The 18,599-nt window shown below is 67.9% G+C and carries 21 protein-coding genes; 7 read left to right on the top strand and 14 right to left on the bottom strand.

Features of this window, described 5'->3' with window-relative positions; all coding sequences use genetic code 11:
• Positions 1 to 2: 2 nt before the first annotated feature.
• The 3 genes from FHR21_RS05435 to FHR21_RS05445 are packed head-to-tail and all read left to right on the top strand — an operon-like array spanning position 3 to position 2,967.
• Positions 3 to 1,535 (top strand): acyl-CoA synthetase, encoded by a 1,533-nt coding sequence (locus tag FHR21_RS05435; protein ID WP_184096092.1) that lies wholly within the window; start codon positions 3 to 5, stop codon positions 1,533 to 1,535.
• 4 nt (positions 1,536 to 1,539) lie between these two features.
• Positions 1,540 to 2,151, top strand: a complete 612-nt coding sequence (locus FHR21_RS05440; protein ID WP_184096094.1) for a 2-hydroxychromene-2-carboxylate isomerase — start codon at positions 1,540 to 1,542, stop codon at positions 2,149 to 2,151.
• A gap of 12 nt (positions 2,152 to 2,163) precedes the next feature.
• The gene (locus tag FHR21_RS05445; protein WP_184096096.1) at positions 2,164 to 2,967 is read left to right on the top strand and encodes a crotonase/enoyl-CoA hydratase family protein; all 804 of its coding nucleotides are present in this window, start codon (positions 2,164 to 2,166) and stop codon (positions 2,965 to 2,967) included.
• Between the two features lie 82 nt (positions 2,968 to 3,049).
• Here the strand turns inward: FHR21_RS05445 and FHR21_RS05450 are convergent, their stop codons facing one another.
• The 8 genes from FHR21_RS05450 to FHR21_RS05485 are packed head-to-tail and all read right to left on the bottom strand — an operon-like array spanning position 3,050 to position 9,093.
• Positions 3,050 to 3,754 (bottom strand): META domain-containing protein, encoded by a 705-nt coding sequence (locus FHR21_RS05450; RefSeq protein WP_184096098.1) that lies wholly within the window; start codon positions 3,752 to 3,754, stop codon positions 3,050 to 3,052.
• A 59-nt stretch (positions 3,755 to 3,813) separates the two neighbouring features.
• Entirely contained in the window at positions 3,814 to 4,641 is an 828-nt protein-coding gene (locus FHR21_RS05455) for a TrmH family RNA methyltransferase (RefSeq protein WP_184096101.1), read from the bottom strand.
• A gap of 4 nt (positions 4,642 to 4,645) precedes the next feature.
• A complete protein-coding gene (locus FHR21_RS05460) occupies positions 4,646 to 4,924 on the bottom strand; it encodes an HPr family phosphocarrier protein (RefSeq protein ID WP_184096103.1) in 279 nt (92 codons plus the stop codon).
• Positions 4,921 to 5,325 carry a PTS sugar transporter subunit IIA gene (locus FHR21_RS05465; protein WP_184096506.1) on the bottom strand — a complete coding sequence of 135 codons (405 nt, stop codon included), beginning with the start codon at positions 5,323 to 5,325 and terminating at the stop codon, positions 4,921 to 4,923. Before FHR21_RS05465 ends, FHR21_RS05460 begins: the two co-directional genes overlap by 4 nt.
• 38 nt (positions 5,326 to 5,363) lie before the next feature.
• On the bottom strand, positions 5,364 to 6,302 hold the full coding sequence (gene rapZ, locus FHR21_RS05470) for an RNase adapter RapZ (RefSeq protein ID WP_184096105.1): 939 nt from the start codon (positions 6,300 to 6,302) through the stop codon (positions 5,364 to 5,366).
• Entirely contained in the window at positions 6,299 to 6,745 is a 447-nt protein-coding gene (locus FHR21_RS05475; protein WP_184096107.1) for an HPr kinase/phosphorylase, read from the bottom strand. Before FHR21_RS05475 ends, rapZ begins: the two co-directional genes overlap by 4 nt.
• A 52-nt stretch (positions 6,746 to 6,797) precedes the next feature.
• The gene (locus tag FHR21_RS05480) at positions 6,798 to 8,390 is read right to left on the bottom strand and encodes a sensor histidine kinase (RefSeq protein WP_184096110.1); all 1,593 of its coding nucleotides are present in this window, start codon (positions 8,388 to 8,390) and stop codon (positions 6,798 to 6,800) included.
• The gene (locus tag FHR21_RS05485; protein WP_184096112.1) at positions 8,383 to 9,093 is read right to left on the bottom strand and encodes a response regulator transcription factor; all 711 of its coding nucleotides are present in this window, start codon (positions 9,091 to 9,093) and stop codon (positions 8,383 to 8,385) included. Before FHR21_RS05485 ends, FHR21_RS05480 begins: the two co-directional genes overlap by 8 nt.
• Positions 9,094 to 9,361: 268 nt before the next feature.
• Here FHR21_RS05485 and FHR21_RS05490 point away from each other — a divergent pair, with 268 nt between their 5' ends.
• Positions 9,362 to 10,963: a phosphoenolpyruvate carboxykinase gene (locus tag FHR21_RS05490; RefSeq protein WP_184096114.1), complete on the top strand. Its 1,602-nt coding sequence runs from the start codon at positions 9,362 to 9,364 to the stop codon at positions 10,961 to 10,963.
• A gap of 48 nt (positions 10,964 to 11,011) precedes the next feature.
• A complete protein-coding gene (locus FHR21_RS05495; RefSeq protein WP_184096116.1) occupies positions 11,012 to 11,464 on the top strand; it encodes a hypothetical protein in 453 nt (150 codons plus the stop codon).
• A 109-nt stretch (positions 11,465 to 11,573) separates the two neighbouring features.
• On the opposite strand, the gene FHR21_RS05500 is transcribed toward FHR21_RS05495, so the two are convergent.
• On the bottom strand, positions 11,574 to 13,469 hold the full coding sequence (locus tag FHR21_RS05500; protein WP_184096118.1) for a DUF885 domain-containing protein: 1,896 nt from the start codon (positions 13,467 to 13,469) through the stop codon (positions 11,574 to 11,576).
• A 260-nt stretch (positions 13,470 to 13,729) separates the two neighbouring features.
• Complete coding sequence (locus FHR21_RS05505) at positions 13,730 to 14,122, bottom strand: DUF3597 domain-containing protein (RefSeq protein ID WP_184096120.1); 393 nt, start codon at positions 14,120 to 14,122, stop codon at positions 13,730 to 13,732.
• A 159-nt stretch (positions 14,123 to 14,281) separates the two neighbouring features.
• On the opposite strand from FHR21_RS05505, the gene FHR21_RS05510 reads away from it, so the two are divergent.
• Positions 14,282 to 14,872 (top strand): DUF937 domain-containing protein, encoded by a 591-nt coding sequence (locus FHR21_RS05510; protein WP_184096122.1) that lies wholly within the window; start codon positions 14,282 to 14,284, stop codon positions 14,870 to 14,872.
• A gap of 142 nt (positions 14,873 to 15,014) precedes the next feature.
• Here the strand turns inward: FHR21_RS05510 and FHR21_RS05515 are convergent, their stop codons facing one another.
• The 3 genes from FHR21_RS05515 to rplU form a co-directional block, all read right to left on the bottom strand.
• A complete protein-coding gene (locus FHR21_RS05515; RefSeq protein ID WP_184096124.1) occupies positions 15,015 to 15,629 on the bottom strand; it encodes a GNAT family N-acetyltransferase in 615 nt (204 codons plus the stop codon).
• Positions 15,630 to 15,870: 241 nt separating this feature from the next.
• Positions 15,871 to 16,140 carry a 50S ribosomal protein L27 gene (gene rpmA, locus FHR21_RS05520; protein WP_184096126.1) on the bottom strand — a complete coding sequence of 90 codons (270 nt, stop codon included), beginning with the start codon at positions 16,138 to 16,140 and terminating at the stop codon, positions 15,871 to 15,873.
• 45 nt (positions 16,141 to 16,185) lie between these two features.
• Positions 16,186 to 16,680, bottom strand: coding sequence for a 50S ribosomal protein L21 (gene rplU / locus FHR21_RS05525; RefSeq protein WP_184096128.1), 495 nt, complete (start codon positions 16,678 to 16,680; stop codon positions 16,186 to 16,188).
• Positions 16,681 to 16,910: 230 nt separating this feature from the next.
• Here rplU and FHR21_RS05530 point away from each other — a divergent pair, with 230 nt between their 5' ends.
• On the top strand, positions 16,911 to 17,441 hold the full coding sequence (locus FHR21_RS05530) for a hypothetical protein (RefSeq protein WP_184096130.1): 531 nt from the start codon (positions 16,911 to 16,913) through the stop codon (positions 17,439 to 17,441).
• Positions 17,442 to 17,454: 13 nt separating this feature from the next.
• Here the strand turns inward: FHR21_RS05530 and pspF are convergent, their stop codons facing one another.
• On the bottom strand, positions 17,455 to 18,474 hold the full coding sequence (pspF, locus tag FHR21_RS05535) for a phage shock protein operon transcriptional activator (RefSeq protein WP_184096132.1): 1,020 nt from the start codon (positions 18,472 to 18,474) through the stop codon (positions 17,455 to 17,457).
• Positions 18,475 to 18,599 lie beyond the last annotated feature (125 nt).

Genomic DNA, 18,599 nt, shown 5'->3' on the forward strand with positions numbered 1-18,599 from the left:
CGATGCACCCCTCAGTTCATGCGTGTACCCATCCCGACAAGCCCGCCGTCATCGTCGCCGAAACGGGCGAGGCGATCAGCTATGGCGATCTCGATGCGGCGTCGAACCGCGCCGCGCAGATGTTCCGCGACCATGGACTGGGGCATGACGATGTCGTCGCCTTCATGCTCGACAATACGCCCCATTATTACGGGCTTACCTGGGGCGCGCAGCGTGCCGGGCTGCGCTATGTCTGCATCTCGTCGCGGCTGACGCAGGACGAGACCGACTATATCCTCGACAATTCGAGCGCGAAGATGCTCGTCGTCTCGGCGAGCCTCGCCCCCGCGGCGCAGCAATTGCAGACGCGGATCGAGCGTTTCTCGATGGGCGGCGCCATCGCCGGCTGGCCCGCGATCGAGGATGAATTGGCGAGGATGCCCGCGACGCGAATCGCGGACGAACGCGCGGGGGTCGACATGCTCTATTCGTCGGGGACGACAGGGCGGCCCAAGGGCGTGCGGGTGCCGCTGCCCGAGGAACCGGCGATCGATGCGCCGAACACCATGGTCATGCTCGCGGCCGCGGCGTTCGGCATCGGGCCGGACAGCGTCTATCTCTCGCCCGCGCCGCTCTATCATGCCGCGCCGCTGCGCTGGTCGATGACGATCCATCGGCTCGGCGGCACGGTGGTGCTGATGAAGAAATTCGATCCCGAGGGCGCGCTCGCCGCGATCCAGCATTACCGCTGCAACGCGGCGCAGTTCGTCCCAACCCATTTCGTGCGGATGCTCAAGCTGCCCGACGCGATTCGCGCCCAATATGACGTGACGTCGATGAAGAGCGCCATCCACGCCGCGGCGCCGTGCCCGGTGCCGGTCAAACAGGCGATGATCGACTGGTGGGGACCGGTGCTGCTCGAATATTATGCGGGATCGGAGGGCAATGGCATGACCTTCGCGACCAGCCAGGACTGGCTGACGCACAAGGGCACCGTCGGCCGCGCGATCAGCGGCACGGTCCATATCGTGGGCGAGGACAACGAGACCGAGCTCGCCGTCGGCGAGGAAGGCGCCGTCTTCTTCGAGAGCGAAAATGTCTTTGAATATCATGATGATCCGGAAAAAACTGCGTCGAGCCGCAACAGCCGCGGCTGGTCGACCCTGGGCGATGTGGGTAGAGTTGATGAAGATGGCTTCCTCTACCTGACCGACCGCAAGAGCTTCATGATCATCTCGGGCGGGGTGAACATCTATCCGCAGGAGATCGAGAATCATCTCGTCACCCATCCGAAGGTCGCCGACGTCGCGGTGGTCGGCGGCCCGCACGAGGAGATGGGGGAGGAAGTGATCGCGGTCGTCCAGCCCGCCGACATGGCCGACGCCACCGACGCCTTCCGCGAGGAACTGGGCGCCTATGCGCGCGAGAAATTGTCGGGGGTCAAGGTCCCGCGGCGGATCGACTTCATGGAGGCGCTGCCGCGGCACGACACCGGCAAGCTCTACAAGCGCCTGCTGCGCGACCGCTATTGGGAGAAGGCGAAGGAAAAGGCGTGATCCGATGACCGCCCGCGTCGAATTCTTCTTCGATCTGTCCTCGCCCTGGACCTGCCTTGCCTTCCGCAACCTGCCGGCGGTGCTCGAACGGACCGGCGCTACCGCGCGCTACCGCCCGATCCTCGTCGGCGGCGTATTCAATGCCGTGAACCCGGCGGTCTATGCGGCGCGCGAGCAGAGCGACAACCGGCGGATGGCGCATAGCTGGAAGGTGCTGAAGGACTGGGCGCGCCTCGCGGGCGTGCCGATGAATTTCCCGTCGCGCTGGCATCCGGCGAAGAGCGTGGCGGCGATGCGCTTCTGCTGCGCGCTCGAAGAGGATCAGGCGGCGCTGGCGCGGTTCGCGCGCGGCGCCTTCGCCAGCTATTTCGACCGGCAGGAGAATCTCGACGACCCGGCGGTTCTGGCCGCGGTCGCCGATGCCGAAGGACTCGACGGCGCCGCGCTCGCCGAGGCGGCAACCGGCGATGCCGCGAAAGCCCGGCTGCGTGCCAACACCGAAGAGGTCATCGCGCGCGGCGGCTATGGCTCGCCGACCATCTTCGTCGATGGCGACGACATGTATTTCGGCAACGACCAGCTCCCGCTTGTCGAAGCCGCGCTCAACCGGACATAGGAAGACTCCCCGATGAAGGATCGCGTTTCCATCACCATGCTGGACGGCGGCATCGCCGACGTCCGTCTGATCCGCGCCGACAAGATGAACGCGCTCGATGCGGCCATGTGGTTGGCGCTCGCCGAGGCGATCGACGACCTCAAGGCCCGGCAGGGTCTTCGCGTCGTCGTGCTGTCGGGCGAGGGGCGCGCCTTTTGCGCCGGGCTCGACCTTTCGAGCCTCAGCGCCGAGCGCGATCCGGGGGCGAGCAGCGCGGGGGGCACGCTCTCCGACCGCACGCGCGGCATCGCCAACAACGCCCAATATGCCGCATGGGGCTGGCGCGAGCTGCCGGTGCCGGTGATCGCGGCGGTGCACGGCGTCGCCTTCGGCGCGGGCAGTCAGATCATGGCCGCCGCCGACATCCGCATTGTTCACCCCGACACGCGCATCGCGATCATGGAGATGCGCTGGGGTCTTGTCCCCGACGTTGCCGGTATGGCGCTGTGGCGCACCCAGGTCGCCGACGATGTGCTGCGCGAGCTGATCTACACCAATCGCGAATTCACCGGATCGGAGGCGAAGCTGCTCGGCTTTGCGACCCACGTCGCCGACGATCCGCTGACGAAGGCGATGGAGCTGGCGGCTGCGATCGCCGACAAGAATCCCCACGCGATCCGCGGCGCCAAGCGATTGTGCAACCTGCTGGCCGACGCGAACGATGCCCAGATATTGCAGGCTGAAAGCGACGAACAGGTCAAGGTCATCCGCAAACCCAATCAGGTCGAGGCGGTGATGGCGCATATGCAGAAGCGGAAACCGAATTTCGTGGATTGACCGTCGCCCCGTGAAGGCGGTCGTTGTCATCGACAGCCGGGAAGCCTGCTTTCGCACGGGGCGATGATTCTCGGCCTGGACTCTAGATCACCCGCTTCAGCACCACCGTCTGTCCGTCGGCGCCGGTCAGGATCAGCGTGCCGTCAGCAGGAAAATCCAGACTGACCGGGCCGCGCATCAACTGAAAGAAAGCCATTTCCTGCGTCATGCCGGCGCCGGGGCAAGCCATTTTGGTCGCCATCAGCGGGCCGGCGGTCAGCGTCCTGCCGTCACTTTCGTAGCCGCCCGAAAAGCGGTTGCAGCCGGCGCTGCCGCTCAGTTTCGCGCCGTCGAAGGCAAGCGAGGTCGGGCGATCCTGTGCGACGGGCACGCCGCCGACCGACACGAAGCGCCAGTTGGTGCCCGCGAGCTCTTCGGGCGCCAGGATGCCGCCGCCGCAGCCCTTCACCGTCTTGCCGTCGGCCACCACCGTCACCGTGTCGCGATAGCGGCGGTCGCTCATCCCGTCGCTGCATTCGGCGTGGGTGACGTCGACGGCCAGCCGGTCGGTGACATAGCGCTCGCCATTGACGCTCGGCCGCGCGCCGGGGTTGGCGACGACGATTTTCGTCTCGCCATAGTCGCCGTCATAGTTGAGCCGATCGGGCGTGATCTCGAGCGTCCAGCCGGGTTCGGTGCCGAGCGCCATATAGGCCGCGGCGGGCGGCGGCGGGGTTTCGGGCGGAACCTCGACCGCGCAGGCGGCGAGGGTGAGGGGAAGGGCGAATGCCGCGGCTGGTCTGACCATCATGTCTCTCCTTCTCGACACGAACGGAAGAGGGAGGTGTTGGTTGCGCCGTGCTGCCTTCAAGCTGAAGGCCCGCTTCGACGCTGGTTCAGCACCTCATAGGCCATCACCGCGCCTGCGACCGCGGCGTTCAGGCTGTCGGCCTTGCCCATCATCGGCATCCTGACGCGCACGTCGGCGGCGGCGGCATAGGCTTCGGGCAGGCCCTGCGATTCATTGCCGACGAGGATGAAGGTCGGCGCCGCGTAGCGGACCGCCTGATAATCCTTCGTATCCTTGCCCAGCCAGGTCGCGACCAGCTCGCCCGGCCCCGCGCGCAGCCAGGCGAGGAAATCGTCCCAGCGTGCCTGCACAAGCCGCTGGGTGAAGATAGCGCCCATGCTCGCGCGCACCGCCTCGACGCCATAGGGGTCGGTCGAATCGTCGAGGAGGATCAGCCCGCCCGCGCCGACCGCGTCGCCGGTGCGCAGCATCGTGCCGAGGTTGCCGGGGTCGCGCAGCCGCTCGGCGACGAGCCAGATCGGGGCGGCTCCGCGGTCGAGGTCGGCGAGCGCGGTTCGCGGCTCGGCATAGATGCCGACGACGGTCTGCGGATTGTCCTTGCCCGAGAGCTTCGACAGGATCGCGGGGGTGGTGTCAATCACCTCACCGCCGCTCACTAGCGTCGCGTCGACGAGCGTTCGTGTGAGCGGATGCGCGGCGGCGCCTTCGTCGGCGAGGAACAGCCAGCGCGGCAGCACCCTCGCTTCGCGCGCCTCGGTCGCGATACGAAGGCCCTCGGCGAGGAACAGTTCTTCGGCGCGGCGGTGGCGCTTCTCGCGCAGCAGCCGCATCCGCTTGACGAGCGGGTTCGAGAGGCTTTCGATGCGGCTGCGGCGGCCGGACATGGCTTCAATCCTCGCCAAAGCTGTCCTTGACCAGCCCGACCAGCTTGAGGAGTGCGGTGTCGGCGCCGTCGCCGCGCGTGTGGATGGTGATGCTGTCGCCTTTCGCGGCGCCGAGCATCATCAGCCCCATGATCGACGTGCCGGCGACGCGGTTGCCGCCCTTTTCAACCTCAACGGTGACGGTTTCGGGCAGGCGGCTGACGAAGGTGACGAATTTGGCGCTGGCGCGCGCGTGAAGACCGCGCTGATTGGTGATCTCGACGGTCTCCGACAAATCGCTCAAAGGCCCACTCCCAGCATTTCCGATGCTACCGATATATATTTCTGCCCCGCCTCGCGCGCCGCGATCACCGCCGGACGCAATTCCATGGTCTTGCGCGCACTTTCGAGCCGGATCAGCATCGGCAGGTTGACCCCGGCAATCACCTCCGTGCGCCCCGCCTCGAGCAGGCTGATCGCGAGGTTGGATGGGGTGCCGCCGAACAGGTCGGTCAGCATGATGACGCCGCGACCCTCGTCGACGCCGCGAATCGCGTCGGCGATCTCCTGACGCCGCATCTCCATATTGTCGTTGGGGCCGATGCAGACGGTTGCGATCGCGCGCTGCGGGCCGACGACATGCTCCATCGCGGTCACCATTTCCTCGGCGAGTCGTCCATGGGTGACGAGAACCATTCCGAGCAGCGGCAGTGCTTTATCGCTGGGCATGCAGTCGATTACCCTCAAGATTTTCCGCCGGGTGCGGGAGAAGCGGGCGGGGGCTTGCCCTCAAGCCCATCTTGCGGTGCGGAGTCAAGGTTGCGGTGGCTGACCGTCGGCGCATGACCCGCGTCGCGCAGGGTGCGGGCGACCCGCTCGGCGCAATGGACGGAGCGGTGGCGGCCGCCGGTGCAGCCGAAGGCGATGGTGACATAGCTCTTGCCCTCCGCGCGGTAGCGGGGGAGCAGGGTCAGCAGCAGCGTCTCGATCTGCGCCAGCGTCGCCTCATAGGCGGGGTCGGCGGTGATATAGGCCGAGACGTCGGCGTCCAGCCCGGTGCCGGGACGTAGTTTCGTATCCCAATGCGGATTGCGCAGATAGCGCATGTCGAACACCAGATCGGCATGGCGGGGCAGGCCGCGCGCGAAGCCGAAGCTCAGGATGTTGAGTGCCGGCTCGTCGTCCTCCGCTTCTGCGAAGCGCTGGCGAATTTCCTGTTGCAGGTCGTTGCTGCTGTAATTGGTGGTGTCGACGACATGCTCGGCCCAGCGGCGGAGCGATTCCATCATCTCGCGCTCGCGCGCGATGCCGTCGGCGGCGGGGCGGTCCTCGGCGAGCGGGTGGCGGCGGCGCGTTTCGGAAAAGCGCCGCTCGAGCTCGGCGCCGGCGCAGTCGAGGAACAGCGTCTCGATCTCGCGCCCGCCCGCCGCGCGCAGCTCCTTGATCCGCTTGACGAGCAGCGCTGGCTTGAAGCCGCGGCTGCGGCTGTCGATGCCGACGGCTAGCGGCCGGTTCATCTCGCTGCGGTGGACCGGCGCCTCGATCAGCGGCTCGAGCAGCGAGAGCGGAAGATTGTCGACGACTTCCCAGCCCAGATCCTCGAGCACCCTGAGCACGGTCGACTTTCCCGCGCCCGAAAGGCCGGTGACGAGCAGCAGACGCGGTTCGGCGGGGGCGCTCATGCCGCGGGCGCCAGCCGTTCGAGCGCGAGCAATATCTTGATCGGCGCCGACGCCTCGAAGGCCGAGAGCAGTAGCGCGGGCAGCGGATGCCCGGCGACCGTTTCGACCTGATTCGCCGTGGGCATGCGGTCGTAGCGGTCGGTCAGCCGCACCGCGAGCGCGAGCGGGACGGGGGCGGTCCACGGCTGCTCGACGATGCCGATCCCGCGCACTTCGATCTTGCCGGCCAGTGGCCCTGGCGGGCGGCACCACAGGCGACCGCGCTCGTGCCAGACGTCGCAACGGTCGTCGGCGACGAGCCGTGCGCCGCGGTCGATCAGGCGCAGCGCGAGGTCGGACTTGCCCTGTCCCGACTGGCCGAGGATCAGCACCCCGCCATTGCCCGCCGCGACGCAACTCGCGTGGATGTTGACGATGTCGAGGGCGGTCCGGCTCGGAAGCATGGGGCAGGCTTAGCCATGCCCGCATGCGGCTGCAAGGCGGATAGGTCGGCGTTCAGGCCTCGCCGCCCTCGCGCGCCGGGAGGGTGATGAGCAGGCTGGCGCCCGGCTGGTGGTCGTCGCGGTCGCGCGCCGCGATCGTGCCGCCATGTCCCTCGACGATCGCGCGCGCGATGGCGAGGCCCAGCCCGCTGTGGCGGCCGAACGCCTCGCCGTCGGGGCGTTCGCTGTGGAAGCGGCGGAAGATTGCCTCGCGCTGCGCGGCGGGAATGCCGGGGCCGTCGTCGTCGACGCGCACATGCACCTCGTCGCCCAGGCGGGTCGCGGCGATGCAGACGAGGCCGCCCGGCGGCGAGAAGCTGATCGCATTGTCGATGATATTGTCGATGGCGCGCTCGAGGCGGTGACCGTCGCCCATCACCGTCGCCGTGCCCCGACGTGGGCGGGCGAAGGCGATGCGAGGACCGGCAGCGCCCTGTTCGGCGCGCGCGGCGCGCGAAGCGAGCATCGATTCGATCATCAGTCCGATGTCGATCGGCTCGAAATGGGTCCGCGAAAGTTGCGCGTCGATGCGGCTCGCGTCGCTGATATCGGTGACGAGCCGGTCGAGACGACGAACGTCCTCGCTCGCGATGCCGAGAAGCTGCGCGCGCTGCTCCTCGCTCTTCACCCGCTCCAGCCCCTCGATGGCCGACCGCAACGAGGCGATCGGATTCTTGAGTTCATGCGTCACGTCGGCGGCGAAATGCTCGCCCGCATCGATGCGTTCGCGCAGCGCCTGCGTCATGTCGGATAGAGCACGGGCCAGCGTGCCGATCTCGTCGCGGCGGCTGGGCAGGCGCGGGACGACGACCTCGCGCGCGCGGCCAAGCCGCACGCGCACCGCGGCGCGGGCGAGACGGCGCAGCGGGCGGACGATGGTGCGTGCGAGGAAAAGCGATAACAGAACAGAGGCGCACAGCACCATTGCAAGCACCACCGCGAGACGGAAGCGTTCGGCGCGCACGGTGCGGGTGATGTCGCGCGCGTTGAGGGTCATCAACATCACTTCGGGGCGTTCGAGGTCGACGACGCGCGTTGCGCTCAAAAGCGGGGTACGTTCGGGGGCATAGCGGAAGCGGGTCGCTTCCTCACCGCTGCGCAGAGCGTCCATGACCTCGGGCCAGGCGGCGGCGCGGTCGTTTGCCGGTTCCTCGAACTCGGGATAGTCGGGCGCGCCGACGATCCAGTCGATGCCGCGATCCATGGCGCGCGCGACGTCACGTTTCCACGGCTGCAGGTCGGGATCGCGCAGCGTATAAGTCGGCGGCGCATGGGCGAAGCTGTCGTCGATCTTGCGCCCGCTTGTGTCGTAGAAGCGCAGCCGCGATTCGGTCACGCGCGTGAATTCGCCGATCAGCCGCTGGCGCTGATCGGGTCGCGCCGCCTCGAGCGCCACGTCGAACATCGCGAGCTTGTCGACCATCACGGCGATGCGCGTGTCGACCAGCCGGGTGCGATAGGTGTCGAGATAGAAAAAGCCGCCCGCGAGCAGCGCGACCGCGAGGATGTTGACCGCGAGGATGCGGGTGGTCAGCGACCAGCGTGCCGACCAGACGAGCGGCGCATCCTCGGGCTCGGCAGCGGTATCGGTCTTGATTCTAGCCATCGTCGGAGAAGCGGTAGCCCGCACCATAAAGGGTCGCAATCGCGTCGAAATCGGGGTCGACCTCGCGGAACTTGCGGCGCAGGCGCTTGATGTGGCTGTCGATCGTGCGGTCGTCGATATAGACGTCGTCCTGATAGGCCGCATCCATCAGCTGATTGCGGCTGCGCACGATGCCCGGGCGGCTCGCGAGCGTTTCGAGGATCAGGAATTCGGTGACGGTCAGCGTCACGCCCTGGCCGTCCCAGCTCACCTTGTGGCGCGCGGGGTCCATCGTCAGCCGTCCGCGCGTGATCGGCTCTGCGACGGGTTCGTCCTCGTCGCTCGGCGCGCTCTTGTTGAGTTCGACGCGGCGCAGGATCGCCCGGATACGCGCGATGACCAACCGCTGCGAAAAGGGTTTGGCGATATAGTCGTCGGCGCCCATCGCTAGGCCCAGCGCCTCGTCGATCTCGTCGTCCTTGCTGGTCAGAAAGATGACGGGAAGCTGGCTCTTCTCGCGCAACCGCCGCAGCAGTTCGAGCCCGTCCATCCGCGGCATCTTGATGTCGAAGACCGCGAGGTCGGGCGGATTGTCGATCAGCGGTTTCAGTGCCGCTTCGCCGTCCGAATAGACACGCGTGACGAAACCCTCGGCCTGCAGGGCTATCGACAGCGACTGGAGGATGTTGCGGTCGTCGTCGACCAGCGCGATGGTTGCCGTCATGCTCTTTCCAGTGGGGGCGGACCCGCGCCGGATTAGCCGATCCGTCCGCAAGCGACAACCGCGCGAACGGACCCTGCGGCACTCATCGCAGAGCGGGCACAAGTCTCGCGTTAATCTTTTGACGCGCCGTGCCTTCCTCGCTAACGCGACGGGGAATTTCGGAATCGGCGTCACGTCGGCACCCATTGCAGATGCGGGCCTGCCCTTTTGCTCGGCGGGTATTGCATAGGTATGCAAGGACGCGGCGGACAAGGGAAAGGCCAGGATAATGACCAAGGTGGTGATCGGCAGTCGGACCGTCGAAACGCAGGCGGATGTGGCTGAAAACTGGGGTGCGGCGCGGCTGGTCGAGGAAGCGGTCCGTCACGGCGAAGGACTGCTGGCCAAGGACGGTCCACTCGTCGTCGCCACCGGCCAGCACACCGGCCGCAGCGCCAAGGACAAGTTCATCGTCCAGGATGCGGAGACCGCCGACACTATCTGGTGGGGCAAGACCAATGTGGCGATGACGCCGGCGCATTTCGCCGCGCTGAAGGAAGATTTCCTCGCGCATCTCGCGAGTCGCGACCGGCTCTATCGCCAGCAACTCTTCGGCGGCTCGCAGCCCGAGCATCGCGTCGGCGTCCAGGTCGTCACCGAACTCGCGTGGCACAGCCAGTTCATCCGTACCCTGCTCTGCCGCCCGACCGCGGCCGAACTCGCGGTGTTCGACAGCGAATATACGATCATCGACCTGCCGAGCTTTCGTGCCGATCCCGCGAAGCATGGCACGCGCAGCGAGACGGTGGTCGCGGTCAATTTCACCGAGAAGCTCGTGCTGATCGGCGGCACCGCCTATGCCGGCGAGATGAAGAAGTCGGTATTTGGCATCCTCAACTATCTGCTCCCCGTAAAGGGCGTGATGCCGATGCACTGTTCGGCGAATATCGGGCCGGACGGCGACACCGCGGTCTTCTTCGGCCTCTCGGGCACCGGCAAGACGACGCTGTCGGCCGATGCCTCGCGTACGCTGATCGGCGACGACGAGCATGGCTGGTCGGACACCGCGGTCTTCAATTTCGAGGGCGGCTGCTATGCGAAGATGATCCGCCTGTCCGAAGAAGCCGAACCCGAAATCTATGCGACCACGCGCCGCTTCGGCACCGTGCTCGAAAACGTCGTGATCGATTCCGAAACGCGCGCGCTCGACCTCGACGACAACAGCCTCGCCGAGAACACCCGCGGCGCCTATCCGATCGACTTCATTCCGAACGCGTCGGAAAAGAATATGGGGCCGGTGCCGCGCACCGTCATCATGCTGACCGCCGACGCCTTCGGCGTGCTGCCGCCGATCGCCAAGCTGACCCCCGACCAGGCGATGTATCATTTCCTGTCGGGCTATACCGCGAAGGTCGCGGGGACCGAGATCGGCGTGACCGAGCCCGAGGCGACCTTCTCGACCTGCTTCGGCGCCCCCTTCATGCCGCGCCACCCGTCGGTCTATGGCAATCTCCTCAAGGACCGCATCGCCAAGGGCGGCGTCCAGTGCTGGCTCGTCAACACCGGCTGGACCGGTGGCATGGCGACGATGGGTGGGATCAAGCGCATGCCGATCAAGGCGACCCGCGCGCTGCTCAACGCTGCGCTTGATGGCAGCCTCAACGATGCCGAGTTCCGCAAGGACCCGAATTTCGGCTTCCTCGTCCCGGTCGCGGTGCCGGGGGTCGATACTGCGCTGCTCGATCCGCGCGAGGCATGGGCCGACAAGGCGGCCTATGACCGCACTGCCGAGGCGCTGGTGCAGCAATTCATCGACAATTTCGCGCAATTTGCGGACCATGTTGACGAAGGCGTCCGTCAAGCCGCTCCGCAGGCGGCCGTCGCAGCCTGATCCCGCCCGGTTCCTCCGGGTGGCCTGTCACCCGGAAGGAACCGGACGATGACCACCGATTTTTCGCCGCGCCTGTTCGAGCGCGACCATGACATCCGCGCGCTCGGCGAGGGGCTGCTCGCTTGCGCGCTGCCGCGTGAGGCGTGGACGCACGAGGCGCATCTCGCCGCCTGCCTGTGTCTGCTGACCGAGCGCCCCGACATCGACGTCGATGCCGAGATCGCGGGACTGATCCGCCGTTTCAACGAGAGTGTCGGCGGGGTGAACGACGATAGCCAAGGCTATCACGACAGCATCACTCGCGCCTATGTCGCGGGGGTGCGGCTGTTCCTGTCGGAAACGGTCGAGACGGGACTGGCGGCGCGGGTCAACGCGCTGCTGCGGTCGGACATGGGCCGACGCGACTGGCCGCTGCGCTTCTACAGCCACGAGTTGCTGTTCTCGGTCGCGGCGCGGCGGGGGTATATCGAGCCCGATCTGGCGCCGCTGCCCTCGCTATAGGTCTCGTCATTGCGAGGAGCCGAAGGCGACGCGGCAAAATCCCGCTGTCGGCCCTGCGCAAGGCCGACAGCGGGAGATTGCTTCGCTCCGTTCGCCATGACGGAGTTGGTCAGGCGTTTCCGCCCGCGATATACTCGTCGACATTCTTCGCGAGCACGTCGAGCGGGACGTTGCCGCCCTCGACGACGACATTGTCGAAGTCGCGCAGGTCATAGCGCGGCCCGAGCGCCGCCTGGGCGCGGCCGCGCTGGCGGACGATCTCGCTATGGCCGACCTTGTAGCCGCAGGCCTGGCCGGCCCAACTGCAATAGCGGTCGACCTCGCTCGACACTTCGAGCGGGTTCGACCCGTTGCGCTCGACGAAGAAGCGGACGCCTTCCTCGCGCGTCCAGCGCTTGGCGTGGAGGCCGGTGTCGACGACGAGGCGGCAGGCGCGGAAGGCGAGCGACTGGAGATAGCCGAGGCGCCCGACCTCGAAATCGTCATAGAGGCCGAGTTCGTCGGCGAGCTGCTCGGCATAAAGCGCCCAGCCTTCGCTATAGGCGTTGAAGGCGAGCATCGAGCGGATCAGCGGCATCTGGTTCGCATATTCGCCCTGCCAGACATGCCCCGGAATCGCCTCGTGCATCGCGAGGTCGGGCAGCGAATATTTGCTGTGCAGGTCGGTGGTGCGCAGGTTGATCCACATCTTGCCCGGAATGCTGCCGTCGATCGATCCCGCGCCGCCATAGGCTGCGGGCGCGCCCGGCTCCTCGGCGAGCGGCAGGCGCTTCACCTCGACATTGCCCTTGACCAAAGTGCGGAAGGCGCGCGGCAGTTCGGCGCGAATCCTGGCGAGCCAGGTCTGGATATAGGTCTTGATCTCCTCGCGTCCCTTGTCGCCCTCGGGGAATTTGTAGCGCGGGTCGTCGGCGAGCGCGTTCATCCGCGCGCCGACCGTGCCGTCGGTGTAGCCGAGCTTGCGCAGGATCGGGTCCATCCGCCCTTGCAGCTCGGCCAGCTCGTCGAGGCCCATCCGGTGGACCTCCTCGGGCGTCATGCGCGTCGTGGTCGAGGCGCGCAGACCCCATGCATACCATTCGTCACCGCCGGGGCGCGCCCATAGCCCCGCGTCCATCGTCGCCTGCGGGCGCTGGGCCTGCATCGCCGCGATCTGGCGTTCGAGCGCGGGGACGACCGCGCTCTTGACGATCCGCTCGGCGCGCGGCTCCCAGTCGCCGGCGATCCGCGCGGCGCGCGTCCGTTCGGTCAGGCCGCCCACCAGCCCGCCACCCGCGCGCGCGTCGGCAAGGCTCGCTTCCATCTGTTTCAGCGCCGCGTCGATCAGGAAGGCGGGTGCGATCAGCCCCTGCGCCCCGGCCGCCTTCAGCCGTTCGGTTTCGCCGTCGAGGACGCCCGGATAGGCATTGAGACGCGACAGATAGGCTTCGGCGTCGGCGGCGTTGCGTACCGGATGATCGCTACCGAGAAAGCGCGGCACGTCGAGATAGGCGCCGACATTCTGGATCACGACATAGGGGGTGTTGCGCCAGCCGCCGACCGCCACGTCGCCATAGGGGAGCGCGAAGCCGTCGAGTGCGGTGCTGTAGGCGCTGTCGATCACCGCGAGGCTGGTGCGCGTCGCATGGTCGAGGCCGGCGGTGTCGACGGCGCGGACGCGCGCGAGGTCGGCCTTGAGCGTCGCGGCGAGCGCCGCGACTCCGGCGGGCGAGCGGTCGGAAAGCTGCGCGCGCATCGCCGCGCGATCGCCGGTGTCGATGCCGAGCGCGGTCGCCCCCTCGGGCGAATGGGCGAGCAGGTTGTCGGCGACCGAGTCGAGCAGCGCGGTCGCCCCGCCACCGCCGGCACCGGCGCCGGTTCCCGGCGGCGCCGGCGGGATCACCGCCGCATCGTCGGGCAGTGCGCCGCCGGTCGAACAGGCGGCAAGCGTCAGCCCCGCGGCGCCGGTGCCGAGCGCGGCGAGCGTCTGGCGACGGCTCAGCGGCGTGGACAATCTATCGGACATGTGGTGGATCCCCTTGCAGCCCTGGTTTCGGTTGAAACGGATTTCGCAGGGCGCGGTGCGGGGGTCAACGCGTTTCCCGGAAGCGACGCCGAGGATGGCCGGTTCGGAATATTGCTCTCTCCCCTTCAGGGGAGAGATACGCAGGCTTGCGAGCTTGCTCGCCAGCCGGAACTGAGAGGGGGAGGCTACGTCCCCCTCTCCCCAACCCTCTCCTCTGAAGGGGAGAGGGCTTTGCTGCCCCATGAGGCAGGGGCGCCGGCTCAGTCGGTCAGGTCGGCCGGCACCTTGCCGCCGTTGGCGGCGAGTTCGCGCATCACCGCCTTGTGCAGCCAGATGTTCATCTCGGCGCTGCCGTCGAGCGCGCCGGTATAGCCGAGCTCCTGCGCCAGTTCCTTGCGGTTCGCGAGGCTGGAATCAATGTCGAGCAGCTTCATCAGGTCGACAATCGAGGTCCGCCAGTTGAGCGGTTGGGTGGCATAGGCGTTCTGCGCGGTCAGGATCGCCTCGACGTCGACCTCGCTGACGGCCGCCGGGGCGGCGGGGACGGGCTGCGGCGCGGCGGGGGCGGCGGTCGTGGCCGGGGCGGCGGGGGGCGTCGCGGCCTCTGCCTTCTTGCCGAAGATCGCGTCCTTGATCTTGCCGAAAATGCTCATGCTGGGGACTCCCTCTCGTGAAGCGGCCGCGAAGGGCGGCAGCGTTGCAGATTGGCGCCGGCCGATGACAGGAGAATGAACGACTCCCCACCCGCCTGCGCGCTGCTATACCAACCCCTATCGGCGCATTTCGATCCGCGCCGCAGATGGAGAAAAGCCATGAACCTCACGGACATCTTGCAGCAGGCGGGCGGCATCGAATCGATGGCGAAGGAACTGGGCGTGTCGCCCGGCGTCGCGCAGCAGGGCGCGGACGCCTTGCTCCCCGCGATTCTCGGCGGTTTTCAGAAGCAGGCGCAGGGCAGCGGCATCGAGGGACTCGGCGGATTGATCGCCGGGCTGGGCGGCAGCGGGCTGCTCGATTCGGTGCTGGGATCGCAGCCGACGCCGGTCGGGCAGGGCAACGAGATACTGGGCCAGATCTTCGGATCGAAGGACGTTAGCCGCACCGTCGCGGGCCATGCCGCGACGCAGAGCGGGCTCGACGCCGGGCTGCTCAAGAAGATGCTGCCGATGCTCGCGATGCTCGTCGCGGGCTATATGGCCAAACAGGGTGGCCAGACGGCCGGCGGCGGCGCGCCCGCGGGCGGACTGGGCGGGATGCTCGGCAATGTGCTCGGCGGGCTGGTCGGCGGTGGCAGTGCGCCCGCGGCGGGCGGGCTCGGCGGGCTGGGCCAGTTGATCGACCGCAACGGCGACGGCAATCCGCTCGACGATATCCTCGGCATGGCGGGGAAACTGCGGGGGTGACGGAAGCCGCTCCTCTTCAGAGGAGGGGTTTGGGGTGGTGGCGCGCGACAGCGCGCATAAGCCATACACCACCCCGTTGCGCCTAGGGCGCAAAGCGCCCAAGTCTCGCTACCCCTCCTCTGAAGAGGAGGGGGATACGGCTTTACGCCGCCGCCAGCCGCCATTCCTCGCGGAGCCGGTCGGGCCATCGGGCGGCGCCGAGCATGGCGACAGGCCCGTCATCGTCGTCGCGGTCCTGGCCGGGCGCCGCGACCTCGCGAACATATTCGACGGTCGGCGCGGGGGTGCCGCGCCCGAGGCTCGCGCGTTCGATACGGCGTCCGGTCGGCCGGAAGCCGAGCTTGCGGAGCACTGCGCCCGAGGCGGGATTGTCGACGAAATGCGCTGCGGTCAGCCGCGGGATGCCGAGCGTGCGCGCGAGGTCGAGCATGTGGCGCCCGGCCTCGGTCGCATAGCCGAGTCCCCAATAGGACCGCGCAACCCAATAGCCGAGCTCGACCTCGCCATTTTCGCGGCGGTCGATGCCGATGCCGCCGATCAGGCGCGGCGCGCTCGCGGTGCGGCGGACCATCAGGAAGCGGCTGGGATGGCCGTCGGTCCAGCCGGACAGGAATGCCTCGGCATCGGTCTCGCGATAGGGCCAGGGCGCGCGCGCCAGGTTGCGCACGATCGCTTCATCGCCGATGGCCTGGGCGAGCGCCGGGGCGTCCTCGCGCCAGCCGGGCCGCAGCAACAGTCTTTCGGTACGCGCAAACATCTGAATTCACTCCCACTGGCTTGTCGCCCTGGCGCCAGATGGTGACGCTTTGACGACAGGCGATATGCGAGGGAGATGATCGGCCCCGTTTTCGCGCCCGCCCGCGGGGGCGGGCATGCGGGCAAGAAAAAAGGGAGTCCGGGGGGCGACCCGTCTCCCTCTTTTCGAACCTGGTTTCCGCTGGTGGCGGAAAGGGCGGCTCCGGGTCGTCCCTGGTGGACGACCTCGGTAAAGTCGTCCCTTATTCGGCGGCGTCTGCCATACAGTCGACCGATACATATTTGCGGCCGAGCTTGCCGTCGTGGAATCGGACGCGGCCGTCGGCGGTCGCGAACAGCGTGTGGTCCTTGCCCATCCCGACGTTGACGCCCGGATAGACCTTGGTCCCGCGCTGGCGCACGATAATGTTGCCGCCGATCACGTCCTGACCGCCGAACTTCTTCACGCCAAGGCGGCGGCCGGCTGAGTCGCGACCGTTGCGCGAGGAACCGCCTGCTTTCTTATGTGCCATGACCGATGCTCCTAAAATCTTGTGGGCCGAGCCGCGGGTTCGCGCTCAGGCGTCCTTCTTCGGGGCCGCTTTCTTGGCGGCGGGCTTCTTGGCGGGCGCGGCCTTCTCGGCAGCGGCGTCCGTCTTCGGAGCTGCGGCCTTCTTGGGCGCGGCGTCCTTCGCTACGGGCGCGGCCTTCGCCTCGGCGGCCGGGGCCGCTTCGGTCTTCGGCGCGGCGTCCTTCTTCGGCGCGGCCTTCTTGGCTTCGCCGACCGCGGTGATGCGCAGCAGCGTTAGCGACTGGCGGTGACCGTTGCGACGGCGATAGTTGTGCCGGCGGCGTTTCTTGAAGACGATGACCTTTTCGCCGCGGGTCTGCGCGATGATCTCGGCCGAGACGGTGAGGCCCTTGGCGTCCTTCACCTCGCCGCCGTCGCCGGCCAGCAGGACGTCGCCCAGCGACACGGTGTCGCCCGCTTCACCCTCGATCTTCTCGACAGCGATCTTGTCTCCGGCGGCGACGCGATATTGTTTGCCGCCCGTGCGCACGATTGCGAACATGGTCTTCCATCCAATCAGAAACTAAAACGCCCGCGCTGCCAGTCCCCCGCCGAAGCAGGCGATTTTCCGGCATGCGGGAAAGTCAGCGCCACTAGCGACGAACGCGGGGGCTGTCAACCGCATATTTCCGGGATTTTCGGGCTTCGGCCGCATCCCGCGGGCGGGCGTCCGCGCTTTCCCCGATTCGCCCTTGCCGCTCGCCGCTGCGGCCCATATCAGGAGCGGCGATGATGCGCATCCCCTCTCTCGCCCCCCCTCTCGCCCTCGCGGCCCTCGTCGCTGCGCTGTCGCTGTCAGGCTGCGCTGCGGCGCAGGACGGCGGGGCGCCGTCGCTCGCGCCGCGCCCGGTCGAGGGGCGCTTCGACGTCGCGCCGCCAGCGGTGGTGGTTGAGCCGCCGGGGCCGCTGCCCACCGACCTGGCGGGGCGGCTCGCGCGCTGGGACGCCGACGCGACGAAGGCGCAGCAGGATTTTGCCGCTGAGCGCAATCTGACCGCGCCGCTGGTGTCGGCCGCCACCGGATCGGCGATGTCGAGCGAGCGCTGGGTGGTGGCGCAGCAGGCGATCTCGCGTCTGATCGCGGCGCGCGCGCCGCTGACCGGCGCGCTGGCCGATATCGACCGTCTCTATATCGACCGCAGCGTCGAGGAGCAGATCGACGGCCTGCCCGACATCTATGCGCTGCGCGACCGGCTGGCCGGGATGGTGTCGGCGCAGGATGCGGTGATCGGGGCGCTGCAGGCCGAACTGCCGGGGCAATAGGGCGCGCTCAGGGTCAATTGAGCCCATGCTTCTTGAGGGCGTGGCGGATCTGGTCATAGCTGAGGCCGAGCGCCTCGGCCGCGACTTTCTGGTTGAAGCGGCAGCGCGCCATGGTGTCCGACAATATCCGCCGCTCATAGGCGTCAACCGCAGCGCGCAGGTCGCTGATTGGGCCGGGTGCGGGGGTGGCGGCCGTGGGCTCGGGCGCGGGGCTCGGGGCGTCCGCCGCCGTCGCCGCGGCGTTGCGCGCGGCGGGCTGCCAGGGACTGGCGAAGGGGTCGAAGGTCAGCGCATCGACCGGGCGCGTCGGGTCGGCCCAGCGATAGATGGCGCGCTCGATGACGTTGCGCAGTTCGCGGACATTGCCTGGCCAGTCGTGGCCCTCCATCGCCGCGAGCGCGCGCGGCCCGAAGCCGGGCCATTCCTCCCAGCCGAGCACCGCCGCCATCCGCTGCCCGAAATAGGTGGCGAGCACCTCGATATCGCCTTCGCGCGCGCGTAGCGGGGGAAGGGTGATGACCTCGAACGACAGCCGGTCGAGCAGGTCGGCGCGGAAGCGGTTCTGGTCGGCGAGCGCGGGCAGATTCTCGTTGGTCGCGGCGACAATGCGGACGTCGACGCGGATCGGGCGCGACGCGCCGACGCGGGTGATCTCTCCATATTCGATCGCGCGCAGCAGCCGTTCCTGCGCGCCCATCGACATGGTCGCCAGCTCGTCGAGGAAGAGGGTGCCGCCGTCGGCTTCCTCGAACCGGCCCGCGCGGCTGCGCGTCGCGCCGGTGAAGGCGCCCGCTTCGTGCCCGAACAGCTCGGCCTCGATCAGCGTCTCGGGCAGCGCGGCACAGTTCATGATGATATAGGGCTTGTCCCAGCGCGCCGACAGGCGGTGGAGGCGTTCGGCGATCAGCTCCTTGCCGGTGCCGCGTTCGCCGATGACGAGGACGGGGCGGTCGAGCGTCGCCGCCTGGCTCGCGCGTTCGACCGCGTCCTGAAAGGCCGCCGATTGGCCGATGAACTGCGTCTCGCGCTCCATTCCCAATCATTGGCAATATTTCCCGACGATTGGCAAGGAAAATCGCTTTGGAACCGGATTGTGCGGGAAACTTGCCTGCTTTTCCGCGCCGCGCCGCAGTTGGCACGCTCCCTGCAAAGAGAAGC

This window comes from Sphingopyxis panaciterrulae, from assembly GCF_014199295.1.
Classification (GTDB): domain Bacteria; phylum Pseudomonadota; class Alphaproteobacteria; order Sphingomonadales; family Sphingomonadaceae; genus Sphingopyxis; species Sphingopyxis panaciterrulae.

What these genes read in the sequence shown, in the direction of transcription:
- FHR21_RS05435 (WP_184096092.1), top strand. Translation starts at nt 3, where the DNA reads ATGCACCCCTCAGTTCATGCGTGTACCCATCCCGACAAGCCCGCCGTC.
- FHR21_RS05515 (WP_184096124.1), bottom strand. Translation starts at nt 15,629, where the DNA reads ATGTTTGCGCGTACCGAAAGACTGTTGCTGCGGCCCGGCTGGCGCGAG.
- FHR21_RS05505 (WP_184096120.1), bottom strand. Translation starts at nt 14,122, where the DNA reads ATGAGCATTTTCGGCAAGATCAAGGACGCGATCTTCGGCAAGAAGGCA.
- FHR21_RS05450 (WP_184096098.1), bottom strand. Translation starts at nt 3,754, where the DNA reads ATGGTCAGACCAGCCGCGGCATTCGCCCTTCCCCTCACCCTCGCCGCC.
- FHR21_RS05510 (WP_184096122.1), top strand. Translation starts at nt 14,282, where the DNA reads ATGAACCTCACGGACATCTTGCAGCAGGCGGGCGGCATCGAATCGATG.
- FHR21_RS05440 (WP_184096094.1), top strand. Translation starts at nt 1,540, where the DNA reads ATGACCGCCCGCGTCGAATTCTTCTTCGATCTGTCCTCGCCCTGGACC.
- FHR21_RS05455 (WP_184096101.1), bottom strand. Translation starts at nt 4,641, where the DNA reads ATGTCCGGCCGCCGCAGCCGCATCGAAAGCCTCTCGAACCCGCTCGTC.
- FHR21_RS05485 (WP_184096112.1), bottom strand. Translation starts at nt 9,093, where the DNA reads ATGACGGCAACCATCGCGCTGGTCGACGACGACCGCAACATCCTCCAG.
- rpmA (WP_184096126.1), bottom strand. Translation starts at nt 16,140, where the DNA reads ATGGCACATAAGAAAGCAGGCGGTTCCTCGCGCAACGGTCGCGACTCA.
- FHR21_RS05475 (WP_184096107.1), bottom strand. Translation starts at nt 6,745, where the DNA reads ATGCTTCCGAGCCGGACCGCCCTCGACATCGTCAACATCCACGCGAGT.
- rapZ (WP_184096105.1), bottom strand. Translation starts at nt 6,302, where the DNA reads ATGAGCGCCCCCGCCGAACCGCGTCTGCTGCTCGTCACCGGCCTTTCG.
- FHR21_RS05445 (WP_184096096.1), top strand. Translation starts at nt 2,164, where the DNA reads ATGAAGGATCGCGTTTCCATCACCATGCTGGACGGCGGCATCGCCGAC.
- FHR21_RS05495 (WP_184096116.1), top strand. Translation starts at nt 11,012, where the DNA reads ATGACCACCGATTTTTCGCCGCGCCTGTTCGAGCGCGACCATGACATC.
- FHR21_RS05490 (WP_184096114.1), top strand. Translation starts at nt 9,362, where the DNA reads ATGACCAAGGTGGTGATCGGCAGTCGGACCGTCGAAACGCAGGCGGAT.
- pspF (WP_184096132.1), bottom strand. Translation starts at nt 18,474, where the DNA reads ATGGAGCGCGAGACGCAGTTCATCGGCCAATCGGCGGCCTTTCAGGAC.
- rplU (WP_184096128.1), bottom strand. Translation starts at nt 16,680, where the DNA reads ATGTTCGCAATCGTGCGCACGGGCGGCAAACAATATCGCGTCGCCGCC.
- FHR21_RS05480 (WP_184096110.1), bottom strand. Translation starts at nt 8,390, where the DNA reads ATGGCTAGAATCAAGACCGATACCGCTGCCGAGCCCGAGGATGCGCCG.
- FHR21_RS05500 (WP_184096118.1), bottom strand. Translation starts at nt 13,469, where the DNA reads ATGTCCGATAGATTGTCCACGCCGCTGAGCCGTCGCCAGACGCTCGCC.
- FHR21_RS05530 (WP_184096130.1), top strand. Translation starts at nt 16,911, where the DNA reads ATGCGCATCCCCTCTCTCGCCCCCCCTCTCGCCCTCGCGGCCCTCGTC.